This window comes from Acidovorax sp. 56 (genome assembly GCF_002749705.1).
Lineage (GTDB): Bacteria > Pseudomonadota > Gammaproteobacteria > Burkholderiales > Burkholderiaceae_C > Acidovorax.
The window spans coordinates 3,018,702-3,034,756 of the sequence record NZ_PEEV01000001.1 but is presented as its reverse complement, the minus strand read 5'-3'; the positions used below and the strand labels follow the sequence as shown (position 1 = coordinate 3,034,756).

General features: G+C 66.8%; 16 protein-coding genes. 13 read left to right on the top strand and 3 right to left on the bottom strand.

What is annotated here, in order from left to right; genetic code table 11:
* Positions 1-259: 259 nt before the first annotated feature.
* Positions 260-1,135 (bottom strand): uroporphyrinogen-III C-methyltransferase, encoded by an 876-nt coding sequence (gene cobA, locus CLU88_RS13525; RefSeq protein ID WP_099657038.1) that lies wholly within the window; start codon positions 1,133-1,135, stop codon positions 260-262.
* 282 nt (positions 1,136-1,417) lie between these two features.
* On the opposite strand from cobA, the gene CLU88_RS13520 reads away from it, so the two are divergent.
* From CLU88_RS13520 to CLU88_RS13490, 7 genes are read left to right on the top strand one after another with little or no spacing between them, the layout of a single operon-like run.
* Complete coding sequence (locus CLU88_RS13520) at positions 1,418-1,732, top strand: cytochrome c (RefSeq protein ID WP_233205604.1); 315 nt, start codon at positions 1,418-1,420, stop codon at positions 1,730-1,732.
* A 20-nt stretch (positions 1,733-1,752) separates the two neighbouring features.
* Entirely contained in the window at positions 1,753-2,973 is a 1,221-nt protein-coding gene (locus CLU88_RS13515; protein WP_099658860.1) for a cytochrome D1 domain-containing protein, read from the top strand.
* 1 nt (position 2,974) lies between these two features.
* Entirely contained in the window at positions 2,975-4,117 is a 1,143-nt protein-coding gene (locus CLU88_RS13510; RefSeq protein WP_158235603.1) for an Lrp/AsnC family transcriptional regulator, read from the top strand.
* Positions 4,104-4,622: an Lrp/AsnC family transcriptional regulator gene (locus CLU88_RS13505; RefSeq protein WP_099657036.1), complete on the top strand. Its 519-nt coding sequence runs from the start codon at positions 4,104-4,106 to the stop codon at positions 4,620-4,622. Before CLU88_RS13510 ends, CLU88_RS13505 begins: the two co-directional genes overlap by 14 nt.
* The gene (locus tag CLU88_RS13500) at positions 4,603-5,085 is read left to right on the top strand and encodes an AsnC family transcriptional regulator (RefSeq protein ID WP_099657035.1); all 483 of its coding nucleotides are present in this window, start codon (positions 4,603-4,605) and stop codon (positions 5,083-5,085) included. Before CLU88_RS13505 ends, CLU88_RS13500 begins: the two co-directional genes overlap by 20 nt.
* Positions 5,086-5,087: 2 nt before the next feature.
* Entirely contained in the window at positions 5,088-6,329 is a 1,242-nt protein-coding gene (gene nirJ, locus CLU88_RS13495) for a heme d1 biosynthesis radical SAM protein NirJ (RefSeq protein ID WP_099657034.1), read from the top strand.
* Positions 6,319-8,019, top strand: a complete 1,701-nt coding sequence (locus CLU88_RS13490; RefSeq protein ID WP_099657033.1) for a nitrite reductase — start codon at positions 6,319-6,321, stop codon at positions 8,017-8,019. The genes nirJ and CLU88_RS13490 overlap by 11 nt, the downstream gene beginning before the upstream one ends.
* A gap of 29 nt (positions 8,020-8,048) precedes the next feature.
* Here the strand turns inward: CLU88_RS13490 and CLU88_RS13485 are convergent, their stop codons facing one another.
* The gene (locus CLU88_RS13485; protein WP_099657032.1) at positions 8,049-9,017 is read right to left on the bottom strand and encodes a PDR/VanB family oxidoreductase; all 969 of its coding nucleotides are present in this window, start codon (positions 9,015-9,017) and stop codon (positions 8,049-8,051) included.
* Entirely contained in the window at positions 9,014-10,057 is a 1,044-nt protein-coding gene (locus tag CLU88_RS13480; protein WP_099658858.1) for an aromatic ring-hydroxylating dioxygenase subunit alpha, read from the bottom strand. Before CLU88_RS13480 ends, CLU88_RS13485 begins: the two co-directional genes overlap by 4 nt.
* Positions 10,058-10,318: 261 nt before the next feature.
* On the opposite strand from CLU88_RS13480, the gene CLU88_RS13475 reads away from it, so the two are divergent.
* The 6 genes from CLU88_RS13475 to CLU88_RS13450 all read left to right on the top strand — a co-directional run bounded on the left by CLU88_RS13475 (position 10,319) and on the right by CLU88_RS13450 (position 16,046).
* Entirely contained in the window at positions 10,319-11,104 is a 786-nt protein-coding gene (locus tag CLU88_RS13475) for a GntR family transcriptional regulator (RefSeq protein WP_099658857.1), read from the top strand.
* Positions 11,105-11,256: 152 nt separating this feature from the next.
* Complete coding sequence (locus tag CLU88_RS13470; protein ID WP_099657031.1) at positions 11,257-12,435, top strand: ABC transporter substrate-binding protein; 1,179 nt, start codon at positions 11,257-11,259, stop codon at positions 12,433-12,435.
* Between the two features lie 244 nt (positions 12,436-12,679).
* On the top strand, positions 12,680-13,552 hold the full coding sequence (locus CLU88_RS13465) for a branched-chain amino acid ABC transporter permease (protein WP_060984885.1): 873 nt from the start codon (positions 12,680-12,682) through the stop codon (positions 13,550-13,552).
* The gene (locus tag CLU88_RS13460; RefSeq protein ID WP_099657030.1) at positions 13,552-14,547 is read left to right on the top strand and encodes a branched-chain amino acid ABC transporter permease; all 996 of its coding nucleotides are present in this window, start codon (positions 13,552-13,554) and stop codon (positions 14,545-14,547) included. The genes CLU88_RS13465 and CLU88_RS13460 overlap by 1 nt, the downstream gene beginning before the upstream one ends.
* Before the next feature lies 1 nt (position 14,548).
* Positions 14,549-15,322, top strand: coding sequence for an ABC transporter ATP-binding protein (locus CLU88_RS13455; RefSeq protein WP_099657029.1), 774 nt, complete (start codon positions 14,549-14,551; stop codon positions 15,320-15,322).
* Positions 15,315-16,046: an ABC transporter ATP-binding protein gene (locus CLU88_RS13450; RefSeq protein ID WP_099657028.1), complete on the top strand. Its 732-nt coding sequence runs from the start codon at positions 15,315-15,317 to the stop codon at positions 16,044-16,046. Before CLU88_RS13455 ends, CLU88_RS13450 begins: the two co-directional genes overlap by 8 nt.
* Positions 16,047-16,055 lie beyond the last annotated feature (9 nt).

Below are 16,055 nucleotides of genomic sequence, written 5' to 3'. Positions count from 1 at the left end.
GTCTGCGGCGTTGCAACGCTTGCCAATAGCACGGGCTATTGGCTGCGCGCTGCGCCTAGCAGCCCATCCCGGCGAGCCACTTGTGCAACTCCAAAAAAACTTTGAACAGGTTCTTAGGCCCGGCCTACCTGCCGGTTGGGCGATGGACGACCTGGCGCAGCACCCGCAGGCCCTGCAGAGCCTGGTTAGGCATGAAAATGGCCTCTAGCGCTTGTTGAATAAGCGCTAGCAGCTATACAAACCATAGCGTTTGGCCCGCTCAGGCAGTGACCAGCTCCGGCGCCTGGCGGGCGGCCTCTGCTGCGGCAGGCTGGGCTTGCAAGGCGATGCCGGGGCGCGTCAGCAGCGCGTGCAGCTGCACCACCTGGCCCACCATGATGAGGGCAGGGGGCTGCACCTTCTCGGCCACGGCCAGTGCGGGCAGGGTGGCCAGGGTGGCGGCCAGGCAGCGTTCGTTGGGCAGCGTGGCGTTTTCCACCACGGCAGCGGGTGTGTCGGCGGGCAGGCCGTGGGCGATGAGCTGGCTGCAGATGGCGGGCAGGGCACCCACACCCATGTAGATCACCACGGTTTGGCGGGGGCGGGCCAGCAGTTCCCAGTCCAGCCCCACGGTGCGGTCTTCGCGCAGGTGGCCGGTGGCAAACACCAGGGTGCAGGCGTGGTCGCGGTGGGTCAGTGGGATGCCCACCGACGCCCCTGCGCCTTGCGCTGCCGTGATGCCGGGCACCACGTCAAAGCCAATGCCCGCCTGTGCCAGGGCCTGCACTTCTTCGCCGCCGCGCCCAAAGATGTAGCCGTCGCCGCCCTTCAGGCGCACCAGGCTGCGGCCGCTTTGGGCCAGGCGCACCATCAGTTCAATGATCTGCTCTTGCGGCAGGGTGTGGCGCGAGGACTCCTTGCCCACGTAGATGCGCTCGGCTCCGGGGGCGATGCAGTCCAGCACGGCGGGGCCGACCAGGTGGTCGTACAGCACCAGGGTGGCGCTTTGCAGCGCGCGGTAGGCCTTGCGGGTGAGCAGATCCGGGTCGCCGGGGCCCGCGCCTACCAGCGTGACATGACCCGCCTGCGGGCATGGGCTTTGGGCCGCGCAGGCCCTGTCTGCGGCGGTGCCGGTCGCGTCGTTCATCGGGCTCATCGTGGATCTCGTTGTGTGATGGGAACAGGCCCGATGTTTAAACGCAATGCACCGCCCGACCTTGACTTAGTTCAAGGTCGGCGCTTGCAAGCCGCGAGACGATGCGTTCATTGGCGGTGACGACTGGCGCAGGGCAAGCACTTGTCTTGCGCATGCCACGCCGCCCACGCTCCCCACGGTGAAGACATGACACACAACCCCCTCTCCCCGCAGGCCAGCCCGGTGCGTGCGCGCCTGGGCGCCGCCTGCCTGGCCTGGTGTGCCGGCCTGGGGCTGGCAGGCATGGCTGCCGCGCAGCCCGCCCAACCCGTCCCCGCTGCCCCCAGCCCCGAGCGCCAGGGCGCGCTGGTGCGCATGGTGCGGCAAGACTGCGGCTCGTGCCACGGCATGCGCCTGACGGGCGGGCTGGGCCCGGCCCTCACGCCCCAGGCGCTGGAGGGCAAGCCCCTGCTGTCCATGGCCTCCACCATCTACGGCGGCCGTCCTGGCACCCCCATGCCGGGCTGGAGCGCCATGCTCACCCAGGACGAAGCCCAGTGGGTGGCCCAGCAACTGGCCGATGGCTTTCCTGAAGAACCCCGGAGACCCGTGCGATGAACCCGATTCCCCTTCCTGCCATGCACCGGCGCGGCTGGCTGTCCTTGGCGGCCAGCGCTGCGGTGGCGGCATCTCCCCTGTGGGCCAGCGGCTGCGCGGCCCTGGCCGATGGCGCAGCACCTGCCGCCGACACCCTGCGCGGCACGGGCGATCTGGGTGTGGTCATCCAGCGCGCACGGGGCGCCATCACGGTGGTCAACACCAGCCAGCGCACCTTGCTGGGCGAGGTGACCGGGCTGGGCGATCTGTCGCACGCCTCGGTGGTGTTCTCGCGCGATGGGCGCTATGCCTATGTGTTTGGGCGCGATGGCGGCCTCACGCAGGTGGACCTGCTGCGCGAGCGCACGGTGCACCGGGTGATGCAGGCGGGCAACTCCATTGGCGGCGCCATCAGCGCCGATGGCACGCTGGTGGCGGCACAAAACTACGTGCTCGGCGGCGTGAAGGTGTTTGACGCGAAAACCTTGGCCCTGCTGGCCGACCTGCCCGCCACCTACGGCACTGGGCAGCGCTCGCGCGTGGTGGGCCTGGTGGACTTGCCCCAGCGCCGCTTTGCCTACAGCCTGTTCGATGCCGACGCCATTTGCATTGCCGACTGCGCCGACCCGGCCCACCCGCGCGTGCACACGCTCGAAGGCATTGGCCGCCAGCCGTACGACGCGCTGGTCACCCCCGACGGGCGCTACTACATCGCAGGCCTGTTTGGCGAAGACGGCCTGGCCATGGTGGACCTGTGGGAGCCCAAACCCGTGGTGCGGCGCATTCTGGCGGGCTATGGCCGGGGCCAGCAGCCTTTGCCGGTGTACAAAATGCCGCACCTGCGCGGCTGGGCCGTGGCCGGGCGCCATGCCTACCTGCCCGCCATTGGCCGCCACGAGGTGCTGGTGGTGGACACCACCACCTGGCAAGAGGTGGGCCGCATCCCGGTGGCCGGGCAACCGGTGTTCGTGATGGCCCGGCCCGATGGCCGCCAGGTGTGGGTGAACTTTGCCGTGCCCGACTACGACCAGGTGCAGGTCATCGACACCCCCAGCCAGCGCGTGGTGGACACGCTGCGCCCCGGCAAAGCGGTGCTGCACATGGAGTTCACGCCGCGCGGCGACGCGGTGTGGATCAGCTGCCGCGACGACCACCTGGTGCGCGTCATCGACACCGCCACGCGCCAGACCCTGGCCACGCTGGCGGTGGACGCCCCCAGCGGCATCTTCTTCACGGCGCGTGCGCAGCGCATGGGGTTCTGACATGCAAGCCGTGCCCGACCCTGCTGCGCCATCCCTGGCCAGCCCAAGCCCAAGCCCTAGCCCCTATCCCAGCCCAGCGCAGCGGCTGTCGCTTCTCAATGCCTGGCAGCGGGGCTTTCCGCTGTGCGATGAACCGTTTACCGTGGTGGGCGCGGCCCTCGGCATGCCCAGCGCCCAGGTGCTGCAGGCCTACCGGCAGCTCGCGCAAGAGGGCGCCCTCAGCCGCATTGGCGCCGTGTTTGCGCCGGGCAGCGGCGGTGCTTCGGTGCTGGCCGCCATGGCCGTGCCGCCCGACCGGCTGGAGGCCGTGGCCGCCGTGGTCTCGGCGCACCCTGGCGTCAACCACAACTACGAGCGCGAAAACACCTACAACCTGTGGTTTGTGCTGACCGGCGCCAGTGAGGCCCAGGTGGAGCAGGCGATGGTGGCGCTGGAAGCTGCCACGGGCCTGAGCGCACTGCGCCTGCCCATGCTGCAGCCCTACCGCATTGACCTGGCCTTTGACTTGGCGGCTGGCCTGACAACGGGGCCGTGCATTGGCCCCGTCGCTGTGGGCTGCGCTGCGCTGCCCGCCTCACAAGCCCCCCATGGCCCGCGCGCTGCGGCCACGGCAGTGTTGGCCGATGCCGATTGGCCCCTGGCTGCGCTGGCCGAGGCGGGTTTGCCCCTGGTGGAGCAGCCCTACGCCGCATGGGCAAAGGCCCTGGGCACCACCGCCGCACAGGTGCAGGCGCGCCTGCAGCAGTGGGTGCACACCGGCGTGCTCAGCCGCTTTGGCGTGGTGGTGCGCCACCACGAACTGGGCTTTGCCGCCAACGCCATGACGGTGCTGGACGTGCCCGATGCCCAGGTGGATGCCGCAGGCCGCGCCCTGGCCGCCCAGCCGGGGGTGACCCTGGCCTACCGCCGTGCCCGCGCCACGGGCTGGCCGTACAACCTGTATTTCATGGTGCATGGCGCCCACCGCCAGGCGGTGGAGCAGGTGCTGGCCAGCGCGCTGGAGCGCAGCGCCCTGGCCGATGTACCGCGCGCGGTGCTGTTCTCGCGCCGCCGCTTCAAACAAACGGGGGGGCGCCGCTTTGGGTCTGCCACCCCGGTGGCGCCGCAGGGGGTTGTGCAGGGGGTGGCCGATGCCGTCCATTGACGACCTGCGTTTGATGGCCTACCTGCACGGCGGCTTTCCGCTGGTGGACGAGCCCTATGCCGCCGTGGCGCAGGCCCTGGGCACCTCCGAGCAGGATGTGCTGCAGCGTCTGCAGCGTTTGCTGGGTGATGGTTACCTCAGCCGCTTTGGCCCGCTGTTCCAGATCGAACGCGCAGGCGGGCAGTTTGTGCTGGCCGCTTTGTCGGCCCCCGAGGCGCAGTTTGACGCCGTGGCCGCACAGGTGAATGCCCTGCCCGAGGTGGCCCACAACTACCGGCGCGAGCACGCCCTGAACATGTGGTTTGTGGTGGCAGCCGAGTCGCCCGCGCTGGCCCGCGAGGTGCTGCAGCGCATTGAAGACACCACGGGCCTGAAGGTCCACGCCTTTCCCAAAGAACGTGAATACCGCGTGGAGCTGCGCCTGCCGCTGCTGCCGCCCGGTGAAGCGTTGCCCCCACCGCTGTACCCGCCCCAGGAGGTGCCCCATGGCGCTGGATGCGTTTGACCGCGCGCTGATTGCCGCCACCCAGGCTGGCCTGCCCCTGGTGCCCCGCCCCTACGACGCTGTGGGCGCTGCCCTTGGCGTGAGCGGTGAGCGCGTGCGCCAGCGGCTGGGTGAGCTATTGCACACCGGTCTGGTGCGCCGCATAGGCGCCGTGCCCCACCACTACAAGCTGGGCTTTACCGCCAACGGCATGAGTGTGTGGGACGTGGCCGATGAGCAGGTGGACGCGCTGGCCCAGCAGGTGGCGCTGCTGCCGGGCGTGAGCCACTGCTACTTGCGCCCCCGCAGCCTGCCCGTGTGGCCCTACAACCTGTTCGCCATGCTGCATGGGCGCAGCCGCGATGAAGTGGCCGAGCAGGCCGCCCACCTTGCCCAGCTGCTGGGGCCGCACTGCCGCCAGCACGACATTCTGTATTCAAGTGCAGTGCTCAAGAAGACAGGCCTGCGCCTGAAGGAAGACTAACCATGTTTCGCATCAGCCAATACATGCGCGAGCTGGCCCAGGCCGAAGCCACGGGCCAATACCCTGTGCCCTCTTTGCGCCGGGGTACGCAAGGCCGCAAGGCCCCCGGCCCGGTGGTCATCTGGAACCTGATCCGCCGCTGCAACCTCACCTGCAAGCACTGCTACGCCCTGTCGGCCGACCACGACTACGCGGGCGAGCTGAGCACCGAGGAGGTGTTCACCGTGATGGACGATTTGCGCGCCTACAGCGTGCCGGTGCTGATCCTCTCGGGCGGCGAGCCACTGATGCGCCCGGACCTGTTCGACATTGCGGCGCGTGCGCGCGCCATGGGTTTTTATGTGGGCCTGTCGACCAATGGCACGCTCATCGACGAGCCCATGGCCGACCGCGTGGCCGCCGCAGGCTTTGACTATGTGGGCATCAGCCTCGATGGCCTCAAGCCCACGCACGACAAGTTCCGCCGCCTGGACGGCGCGTTTGACCGCAGCCTGGCCGCCGTGCGCCACCTGGACGCACGTGGCGTGAAGGTGGGCCTGCGCTTCACGATGACCTCGATGAATGCGCACGACCTGCCCGCCTTGCTGGGGCTGATGCGCGAGGAGGGGGCGCAGAAGTTCTACTTCTCGCACCTCAATTACGCGGGGCGCGGCAACATCCACCGGGGCAAGGACGCGCACTTCACCGCCACACGCGAGGCGCTGGATTTGCTGTTTGAGCGCGCCTGGCAAGCCGCGCTGGACGGGCGCGACGAAGACTACGTGACCGGCAACAACGACGCCGACGGCGCCTACCTGCTGCAGTGGGTGCAGCAGCGCATGCCGCGCTGGCACGCCGATCTGCGCGCGCGCCTGCAGGCCTGGGGCGGCAACGCCAGCGGTGTCAACGTGGCCAACATCGACAACCTGGGCCATGTGCACCCCGACACCATGTGGTGGCACCACGACCTGGGCAGCGTGCGCAAGCGGCCCTTCTCTGCCATCTGGGCTGACACCAGCGATCCGCTGATGGCGGGTCTCAAAGCCCACCCCCGGCCGGTGGAAGGGCGCTGTGCGGCGTGCCAATACTTCAGCCTGTGTGGCGGCAACACCCGGGTGCGCGCCCAGCAACTCACCGGCAACGCCTGGGCGCCTGACCCCGGCTGCTACCTGAGCGATGAAGAGACCGGCACCGAGCACCTGGCCATGGCTGTGCCAGTAGCCCAGCACCCCGTGCATTTCATGGAGGTGAGCCATGCGCAGTGACCACTTTGCCCGCACCGCGCGCTGGATTGCGCTGTGCCTTGCCGCCGCCACGGGCGTGTGGACTGCCTCGGGTGCTGTATGGGCGCAAGCCCCCGCGCCCAGCGCTAACGCGGCTGTTACGGCCGCTACGGCCAACCTGCCCAATGCACCGGCCCTGTACCAGCAGCACTGCGCTGTGTGCCACGCCCCGCAACGCACGGGTGCCATGGGCCCAGCCCTGCTGCCCGAGAGCCTGGAGCGCGTGCGCCCGGCCGAGGTGCTGCGCGTCATCGGCCAGGGCCGCCCCGCCACACAGATGCCCGCGTTTGCCGCCACGCTGAGCGCCGCCGAAATCCAGGCACTGGCGCAGTGGGTGCGCAGCCCCGCGCCCGTTGCGCCCACCTGGGGCGACGAGGACATCCGTGCGTCCCGCGTGGTCACCCCCGCGCCTGCCGATGAGCCCGCCAAGCCGGTGTGGTCTGCCGACCCCATGAACCTGTTTGTGGTGGTGGAAGGGGGCGACCACCATGTGTCGGTGCTCGATGGCGACAAGCTCGAAGTCATCACCCGCTTTGCCAGCCGCTACGCCCTGCACGGCGGCCCCAAGTTCACGCCCGATGGGCGCTATGTGTTCTTTGGTTCGCGCGATGGCTGGATCACCAAGTACGACCTGTGGCGCTTGCGTGTGGTGGCCGAGGTGCGTGCGGGCCTGAACATGCGCAACGTGGCCGTGAGCGGCGACGGGCGCTGGGTGATGGCCGCCAACTACCTGCCGCGCAATGTGGTGCTGTTCGATGCCGACCTGAACCTAGTGCGCAACTACCCCTCCACCACGCTGGACGGCAAGCAGGCATCGCGCGTGTCGGCGGTGTACGACGCCACGCCGCGCCGCAGCTTTGTGGTGGCGCTGAAGGATGTGCCCGAGCTGTGGGAGATTTCGTATGACCCGGCGGCCGCGCCCATCCACGACGGCTATGTGCACGACTACCGCATGGGCGAGTCGATTGCCAAGCCTGGCTTCCAAGGTGTGCGGCGCACGGCGCTGGAGGAGCCGCTGGACGACTTCTTCTTTGACCAGACCTACACCTACGTGCTGGGCGCCACGCGCCCACGGCAGGCGGAAGGCGCTGGCGCTTCAAGCAAGCCTGATGCAGCAGCCCCAGCGGCGGCGGCCCCTGGCGCCACCGCCCAGGTGGTGAACCTGGACATCCGTCGCAAGGTGGCCGACCTGCCCATTGCCGGCATGCCGCACCTGGGCTCGGGCATCACCTTTGCCTGGAACGGCACCACCGTGCTGGCCAGTCCCAATCTGCAAGGGGGCGCCATCGACGTGGTGGACATGAAGACCTGGAAGCCCGTGCGCACCATTACCACGCCCGGCCCCGGCTTTTTCATGCGCAGCCACGAGAAGACGCCCTATGCCTGGACCGATTCCATGATGAGCCCCAACGCAAAAGACACGCTCACCATCATCGACAAGCGCACGCTGGCAGTGGTGGCCCAGGTGCGGGAGCCGGGCAAGACGCTGGCGCACATCGAGTTCACCAAGGACGGTCGCTACGCCCTGGCCAGCGTGTGGGAGATGGACGGCGCCGTGGTGGTGTACGACGCGCAGACCTTCAAAGAGGTCAAGCGCCTGCCCATGAGCAAGCCCGTGGGCAAATACAACGTGTGGAACAAGATCTCGCGCAGCGAAGGCACCTCGCACTAGGGGCCTGTTCACCGATCGCTGCGCAGGGCTTACAAATCCAGCACCAGCAGCTTGCTGCGCGCGCGTGAGCAGCAGGGCAGGAACTGCTCGTTGCTGGCGCGCTCTTCTTCGGTCAGGTACATGTCGCGGTGCTCCACCTCGCCCTCCAGCACCCGGGTGATGCAGGTGCCGCACACCCCTTGTTCGCACGCGGTCATGATGTCCACGCCGTGCACGCGCAGGGCGTGCACCACCGAGGTGTCTTTCGCCACGGTGTAGGTCTTGCCGGTGCTGGCCAGGCGCACTTCAAAGGTTTGGTCTGCCGACGTGTCTTGCTCGGGGGCGGCAAAGTATTCGAGGTGGATGTGGTCTTGCGGCCATGCCAGGTTCTTGGCGGTGTTGACCACATGTTCGATGAATCCTGCCGGGCCGCACACATACAGGCGCGTGCCGACTGGTGCATCGGCCAGCAGGGCCAGGGCGTCCAGCTTGTGCCCGCCACTGTCGGCGTAAAAGTGCACGTGCGGTGCCATGGGCGATGCCGCCAGTTCGTTGGCAAAAGCCGTGCGCTCGGGCGAGCGGGTGCAGTAGTGCAGCGCATAGCTGGCCCCGGTGCGCTGCAGCCGGTCTGCCATGCACATGAGGGGCGTCACGCCAATGCCCCCAGCCACCAGCAGCGTGTGCGGCGCGGGGTGCAGCGCAAACAGGTTGCGGGGTGTGCTGATGGTGATGAGGTCGCCCTCGTGCACGGCATCGTGCATGCCCACCGAGCCGCCGCGCGAGGCGGCGTCGCGCAGCACGGCTATGCGGTAGCGGTGCTGCTCGTGCGATGCGTTGCACAGCGAATACTGCCGCACCAGGCCGCCCGCGCTGGCGGGCAGGTGCACATCGATGTGCGAGCCTGCGCTGAACGGCGGCAGCGGTGAGCCGTCGGCGCGGGCCAGCTCAAAGCTGGTGATGCCTTCGGCCTCGGCCTGCTTTTGGGTGACGCGAACGAGCAAGGTTTCCTGGGCGGTCATGCGGTTTCCTTGAAGGTCTGCTCGGCGGCGAGCAAGCGGTCCAGAATACGGCGCGACTGCACACCGCCCGAGTCGATGTTGAGCATGAGCAGCTTGCGGTCAGGGTAGCGCAACAGGTTCTCTTGCTGCAGCTCCAGCATCTCCTGGTCCTCGGCAAAGATTTTGCCTTGGCCGTCGCGAATCTGGGTCGTCAGCGACGGGTCTTGCGGCTTGAAGTTGCGCGCCATGCCCCAGAAGTAGTGGATCGAGGTTTCGGTCTCGGGCGTGATGAAGTCCACCACGATGCTGGACGCCTTCTTGTCAGCGGGCGCATCGTAGCCGCCATGGCCTGCCAGTGCCACGCCCACCTCGATCAGCACATGGCTGGGCGGCGTGAAGTGGCAGATCTGCCAGCGGTCCACAGGTTGGTCGTCGGGCAGGCCATTCATGCGCAACGCCATCTTCCAGAACGGCGGTGCTTCAATGCCTTCCATGAAGCGGCTAGTGATCACCTCGTCGCCCTCCACGCGGGTCTTGCAGGGCACCTCGTCAATTTCCTTTTGGCCGATGCTGGTGGAGTGCACATAGGTCTCGTGCGTCAGGTCCATCAGGTTGTCGATCATCAGGCGGTAGTCGCAGGCAATGTGGTACAGCCCGCCGCCGTAGGCCCATGCGGGGTTGTTGGCCCAGGGCAGGTGGTGGATGGTGGCCGGGTCGGCCAGGGCGGCATCGCCCGGCCACACCCAGATGAAGCCATAGCGCTCCACCACCGCAAAGCTGCGCGCCTTGGGAAAGGCCTGCACCCGCTGGCCGGGCATGGAGACCGACTTGCCCGTGCAGTCCACCCTGAGGCCGTGGTAGCCGCACTGCAGGTGGCCATCGCACACCTTGCCCAGCGATAGGGGGGCACCCCGGTGGGGGCAAAAATCGTCCAGCGCCGCGACCTGGTCGGGGGCAGGGCGGTAGAGCACCATCTTTTCGCCGCAAATGGTGCGGCCCAGGGGTTTGTCGGCGATCTCGTCAGGCGTGCAGGCCACGTACCAGGCGTTTTTGGGGAACATCGTGTTTGTCTCCTTGTTCGGGGGGGCGGGGCCTGCGGTCTGAATGCCGCTTTCGCCCAAGGCGGAAGGCCCTGTGTCAGCGATGGCATTGTGCAAAGTGTTGGATTTTATGTATACAGAAAAATACGATCTGGCTGTTATTGCAATTTGGCATACATCGTAAGTTGTTGTTTTGCATGCATTTCAAAGTGCGGCGAGATATTTTTGGATAGATTTTGTATACATTGATGGCGTTCAGTGCGACTTTGTATGCAAAACCCCATGAATCCATCAGACCTTTCTTCTGCACACCCTTCGACAGACGCAGGGGCCTCGCAGGCGGTGCGTGCGCAGCTGCGGTTGCGCGAAATGATCCTGGCGGGGGACCTGCCCGGAGGCGCCCGCATTGCAGAGCTGACGCTGGTGGAGAGGCTGGGAGTGTCGCGCACCCCCATCCGTGAGGCCCTGCTGCGCCTGGAGCAAGAAGGTCTGCTGCATGGCCTGCCCAGTGGAGGCTATGCGGTGCGCACGTTTTCAGAGACCGATGTGGCCGATGCCATTGAGCTGCGCGGCACCATGGAGGGTTTGGCTGCGCGCTTGGCGGCTGAGCGCGGGGCCGATGCGTTGCTGCTGGCCCAGGCCGCACAGTGCCTGGACGCCATTGACCAAGTGCTGCAACCGCAGGCATTGGACGACGATGGGTTTGCCCGCTATGTGGCGCTGAACGCGCAGTTTCACCACCTGCTGGCCCGCATGGTGGGCAGTGACCTGGTGGTGCGCGAGCTAGAGCGCATCAAAAGCCTGCCGTTTGCCTCGCCCTCGGCCTTTGTGGTGGTGCAGACCCATTCCAACGCGGCCCGCGACATGCTGGTGATTGCCCAAGACCACCACCGCCAGGTGCTGGACGCCATTGAACGGCGTGAAGGCGCACGCGCAGAGGCCATCATGCGAGAGCACTCGCGCATCACCCGGCGCAACCTGCTGGCGGCTGTGCAAAGCCCCCACCTCAATGGCCTGCCCGGTGTGAACCTGATCCGCGAGCGCGCCGCGGCCGTGGCGATGCCTTGACCATGTAGCGTGGCAAGCTATAGCCGAGATGGCAGCTATTGCATTTGGCGATAACTAAAAGTTGGAAACCTCGCTTGTGCAATAGCCAGACTGGTTTCACACTGCGGCCTGCATTTTTCTGTATACAACGATTATTTCCACAGGAGACAACGATGCAAAAACGCACTCTTTTGCGTGCCTCGGCTGCGGCCGCCCTGATCTTGGGCGCTGGCATGCCGGGCGCCTGGGCCCAAGATGGCACGTTCAAGATCGGCCTGATCCTGCCCATGACCGGCCAACAAGCCACCACCGGCCGCCAGATCGAGGCCGCCGCGCGCCTCTACATGGCGCAAAACGGTGACACCGTGGCGGGCAAGAAGGTGCAGCTCATCATCAAGGATGACACCAGCCTGCCCGACGTGACGCGCCGTCTGGCGCAGGAGCTGGTGGTGAACGAGAAGGTCAACGTGCTCGCCGGCATGGGCATCACGCCCTCGGCCATGGCCACGGCCCCCTTGGCCACGCAGTCCAAGACCCCGCTGGTGGTGATGGCCGCCGCCACGTCCAGCATCACCGAGGCATCGCCCTATGTGGTGCGCACCAGCTTCACGCTGCCCCAGGTGTCGGTGGCCTTGGCCGACTGGGCACCCAAGAACGGCATCAAGAAGGTGGTGACCCTGGTCAGCGACTACGGCCCGGGCATCGATGCCGAGAAGTATTTCAACCAGCGCCTGACCTTCAACGGTGGCCAGGTGACCGAGGCGCTGCGTGTGCCACTGCGTAACCCTGACTTCGCTCCCTTCCTGCAGAAGGTGCGCGACGCCAAGCCCGATGCGCTGTTCGTCTTCGTGCCCTCGGGCGCGGGTGCGGCCGTGATGAAGCAGTTCTTGGAACGCGGCATGGACAAGGCCGGCATCAAGCTGATTGCCACCGGCGATGTGACCGATGACGACCAGCTCAACGACATGGGCGACGGCGCTTTGGGCGTGGTCACTTCGCACCATTACTCGGCCGCGCACCCTTCGCCGCTGAACAAGAAGTTTGTCGAGGCGTTCGAGAAGGCCAACAAGGGCCTGCGGCCTAACTTCATGGCCGTGGGCGGTTATGACGGCATGCGCGTGATCTATGAAGCGCTCAAGGCCACCAAGGGTGCGGGCGGCGGTGATGCGCTGCTGACCGCCATGAAGGGCCAGATCTTCGAGAGCCCGCGCGGCCCCGTGTTCATTGATGCTCAGACCCGTGACATCGTGCAGAACGTGTACCTGCGCAAGGTGGAGCGGGTGAACGGGCAGCTTTTCAATGTGGAATTCGACGTCATCAAGGACGTCAAGGACCCTGGAAAAACTAAGTAACTCCCTTAGGCGCTGCGCGCCTTCCCCCTACAGGGGGACGCCGCCGGTGCGGTGGCGCGGCCCTTGCACGGCGGCCGCTGGCGCAGGGCGCGCCGGTTGCGAGGGGCGGTGGCCTTCCTCCACCCGTTCGGCCCGGGCTTGTCGAAGCCGGGGCGCACGGATCGAGTGCTCGGCTTTGGTGATTCGTCGCACTTCCACAGCCCTGAGCAGGGGGGTGCACTTTTGTCTTCAATGAAGTGATTTCATGCTGACCATTCTTTTCGACGGCGTTGCCTACGGCATGCTGCTGTTCATCCTGGCAGTCGGCCTGGCCGTGACCATGGGGCTGATGAACTTCATCAACCTCGCGCACGGCGCCTTTGCTATGGCGGGGGGCTACATCACTGTGCTGCTCATGCAGCGGCTGGATGTGCCCTTCCTCGTCTGCCTGCCCATCGCCTTTGTCGGTACGGCCCTGCTGGGCGGCGTGCTGGAGCGCACGCTGTACCGCCCGCTGTACCACAAGGCCCACCTGGACCAGGTTCTGTTCTCCATTGGACTGGTGTTCATGGCCGTGGCCAGTGTGGACTACTTTGTGGGCTCCACGCAGCAGATCATGCAGCTGCCTGAATGGCTCAAGGGCCGCACCGAAATTGGCAGCGGTGCCCTCATGCTGGGCATGGGGCACTACCGCCTGTTCATCATCGCGGTGTGCGCTGCGCTCACCGTGGGCCTGCAGTATGTGCTCACCAAAACCCGCTTCGGCAGCCGCCTGCGCGCCAGCGTGGACGACCAGCGCGTGGCCGCAGGCATGGGCATCAACGTGAACATCGTGTTCCTGTCCACCTTCGCGTTCGGCTCGGGCCTGGCGGGCCTGGGCGGTGCGCTGGGCGCCGAAGTGCTGGGTCTCGACCCGAGCTTCCCGCTCAAGTTCATGATCTACTTTTTGATCGTGGTGGCGGTGGGCGGTACGTCCTCCATCACCGGCCCGTTGCTGGCCGCGCTGCTGCTCGGCATTGCCGACGTGGCCGGCAAGTACTACATCCCCAAGCTGGGCGCCTTCATCGTGTACAGCCTCATGATCCTGATCCTCATCTGGCGCCCGCAGGGCCTCTTTGTGCGCAAGGGGGGCAAGTGATGGCGAATCCGCAAAACACCTTGCTGCAGGCCCGGCGCTTTCGCTGGTGGGAGCCCGTGCTGTGGCTGCTGGCCTTTGCCGCGCCGCTGGCGTTGCCCAGCCATGCGCTCATCATCAACGAGATCGCCATCGTGGCGCTGTTCGCGATTTCGCTGGACCTCATCCTGGGCTACACCGGCATCGTGTCGCTGGGCCATGCGGCCTTCTTTGGCTTGGGTGGCTACGCGGCCGCACTGTTTGCCAAGCATGTGATGCCCGACCCGCTGGTGGGGCTGGCCGTGGGCATTGGTGCCGCAACTGTGCTGGGCGCGGTGGCGTCGCTCACCATCCTGCGCGGCACCGACCTCACGCGCCTCATGGTCACGCTCGGCGTGGGCCTGGTGATGCTGGAACTGGCCAACAAGCTCGACTGGCTGACCGGTGGCGCCGACGGCCTGCAGGGCGTGATGATGGGGCCGGTGCTTGGCCAGTTCGAGTTTGACCTGTACGGCCGCACGGCCGCGTGGTATTCGCTCACCGTGCTGCTGGTGTTCTTCCTGCTCGCGCGGCGCATCGTGCAGTCGCCTTTTGGTGCCACGCTCAAGGCCATCCGCGACAACCGGCTGCGAGCCATGGCCATCGGTATCCCCGTGACGGCCAAACTCGCGCAGGTGTACACGCTGGCCGCTGCGCTGGCCGGTGCCGCGGGCGCACTGCTCACGCAGACCACGGGCTTTGCCTCGCTCGACCTGTTCGAGTTTCACCGCTCGGCCGACGTGATGCTGATCCTGGTGATCGGTGGCGTGGGCTGGCTGTACGGCGGCATCCTCGGCGCCATTGGCTTCAAGCTGCTGCAGGACGTGATCTCGTCCATCACGCCGCAGTACTGGACTTTCTGGATCGGCCTGTTCCTGGTGGTGCTGGTGTTGGTGGGGCGTGACCGCCTGTTCCGTCCCTGGACCTGGTTTGGCGCCGGTCGCAAGGCCGGGGCTGCCTCCAAAGCGGGAGGCCATTGATATGAACACGACAACCTCCAGCACCGTGCTGTCGGCCAAGGGTTTGGTCAAGCGTTTTGGCGGTATCACGGCCACCAACAACGTCACGCTGAACCTGCAAAAGGGCGCGCGCCATGCGCTCATCGGCCCCAATGGCGCGGGCAAGACCACGCTCATCAACCTGCTGACTGGCGTGCTGGAGCCCACCGAAGGCTCCATCACCCTCGAAGGCCAGGACATCACGCGCCTGGCGCCGCACCAGCGTGTGCAGCGCGGCATGGTGCGCACCTTCCAGATCAACCAGCTGTTCGACACCCTCACGCCACTGGAGACACTGGCGCTGACTGTGTCGCAACAGCAAGGCCTGGGCGGCAAGTGGTGGCAGCCGCTGGGTGCGCGCAAGGCCGTCACCGAGCGCTGCGAGCAGCTGCTGGAGCAGTTCCACCTCACCTCGGTGATGGCCGAGGAAACGCGCGTGCTGGCCTACGGCAAGCGCCGCCTGCTGGAGATTGCGATTGCGCTTGCCTGCGAGCCCCGCGTGTTGCTGCTGGACGAACCCGTGGCCGGTGTGCCAGCGGGCGAGCGCGAGGAGCTGCTGCAGACCGTGGCGGCCCTGCCCGCCGATGTGTCAGTGCTTTTGATCGAACACGATATGGACCTGGTTTTCAGCTTTGCCAACCGCATGACGGTGCTGGTCAACGGCACCGTGCTCACCGAGGGCGACCCGGACACCATTGCCAACGACGCGCAGGTGAAGGCCGTGTACCTCGGCCATGGGGAGGACGCGCATGTCTAAGACCGATCTGCTGCATATTGACGGTTTGAGTGCAGGCTACGGCGAAGCCGTGGTGCTGCAAGGCGTGTCACTGGCCCTGCCCGAGGGTGACACGCTGGCCCTGCTGGGCCGCAACGGCACGGGCAAGACCACGCTCATCAACACGCTGGCCGGGGCCACGCGCCAGCACGCGGGCAGCGTGACCCTGGGCGGCATTGCGCTGCACAAGTTGGCGTCACACGAACGTGCGGCCGCCGGCATCGGCTGGGTGCCGCAGGAGCGCAACATCTTCAAGTCGCTCACCGTGCACGAGAACCTCACGGCCGTGGCGCGCCCGGGCCGCAAAGGGTCGACCGCACGGCAGTGGACGCCCGAGCGCGTGTACGAAATGTTCCCGCGCCTGGCCGAGCGCAAGACCAACCTGGGCACGCAGCTGTCCGGTGGCGAGCAGCAGATGCTGGCCGTGGGCCGCGCGCTGGTGCTCAACCCGCGCCTGCTGCTGCTGGATGAGCCGCTCGAAGGCCTGGCGCCCATCATCGTGGAAGAGCTGCTGCGCGCCATCCGCCGCATCACCCGCGAGGAAGGACTCTCTGCCATCATCGTGGAGCAGCATCCGCAGGCCATCCTGGCCATCTCCGACCGCGCTGCGGTGCTGGACCGGGGCACGGTCGTGCACACTGGAGCGGCCGACGACTTGAGTGCGCAGCCCGAGTTGCTGGCGCGCTTGCTGGGTGTGGCAAGGTAACGGCACGCC

Coding starts and splice junctions, on each gene's coding strand:
- cobA (WP_099657038.1), bottom strand. CDS start 1,135: ATGAGCCCGATGAACGACGCGACCGGCACCGCCGCAGACAGGGCCTGC.
- CLU88_RS13520 (WP_233205604.1), top strand. CDS start 1,418: ATGGCTGCCGCGCAGCCCGCCCAACCCGTCCCCGCTGCCCCCAGCCCC.
- CLU88_RS13515 (WP_099658860.1), top strand. CDS start 1,753: ATGCACCGGCGCGGCTGGCTGTCCTTGGCGGCCAGCGCTGCGGTGGCG.
- CLU88_RS13510 (WP_158235603.1), top strand. CDS start 2,975: ATGCAAGCCGTGCCCGACCCTGCTGCGCCATCCCTGGCCAGCCCAAGC.
- CLU88_RS13505 (WP_099657036.1), top strand. CDS start 4,104: ATGCCGTCCATTGACGACCTGCGTTTGATGGCCTACCTGCACGGCGGC.
- CLU88_RS13500 (WP_099657035.1), top strand. CDS start 4,603: ATGGCGCTGGATGCGTTTGACCGCGCGCTGATTGCCGCCACCCAGGCT.
- nirJ (WP_099657034.1), top strand. CDS start 5,088: ATGTTTCGCATCAGCCAATACATGCGCGAGCTGGCCCAGGCCGAAGCC.
- CLU88_RS13490 (WP_099657033.1), top strand. CDS start 6,319: ATGCGCAGTGACCACTTTGCCCGCACCGCGCGCTGGATTGCGCTGTGC.
- CLU88_RS13485 (WP_099657032.1), bottom strand. CDS start 9,017: ATGACCGCCCAGGAAACCTTGCTCGTTCGCGTCACCCAAAAGCAGGCC.
- CLU88_RS13480 (WP_099658858.1), bottom strand. CDS start 10,057: ATGTTCCCCAAAAACGCCTGGTACGTGGCCTGCACGCCTGACGAGATC.
- CLU88_RS13475 (WP_099658857.1), top strand. CDS start 10,319: ATGAATCCATCAGACCTTTCTTCTGCACACCCTTCGACAGACGCAGGG.
- CLU88_RS13470 (WP_099657031.1), top strand. CDS start 11,257: ATGCAAAAACGCACTCTTTTGCGTGCCTCGGCTGCGGCCGCCCTGATC.
- CLU88_RS13465 (WP_060984885.1), top strand. CDS start 12,680: ATGCTGACCATTCTTTTCGACGGCGTTGCCTACGGCATGCTGCTGTTC.
- CLU88_RS13460 (WP_099657030.1), top strand. CDS start 13,552: ATGGCGAATCCGCAAAACACCTTGCTGCAGGCCCGGCGCTTTCGCTGG.
- CLU88_RS13455 (WP_099657029.1), top strand. CDS start 14,549: ATGAACACGACAACCTCCAGCACCGTGCTGTCGGCCAAGGGTTTGGTC.
- CLU88_RS13450 (WP_099657028.1), top strand. CDS start 15,315: ATGTCTAAGACCGATCTGCTGCATATTGACGGTTTGAGTGCAGGCTAC.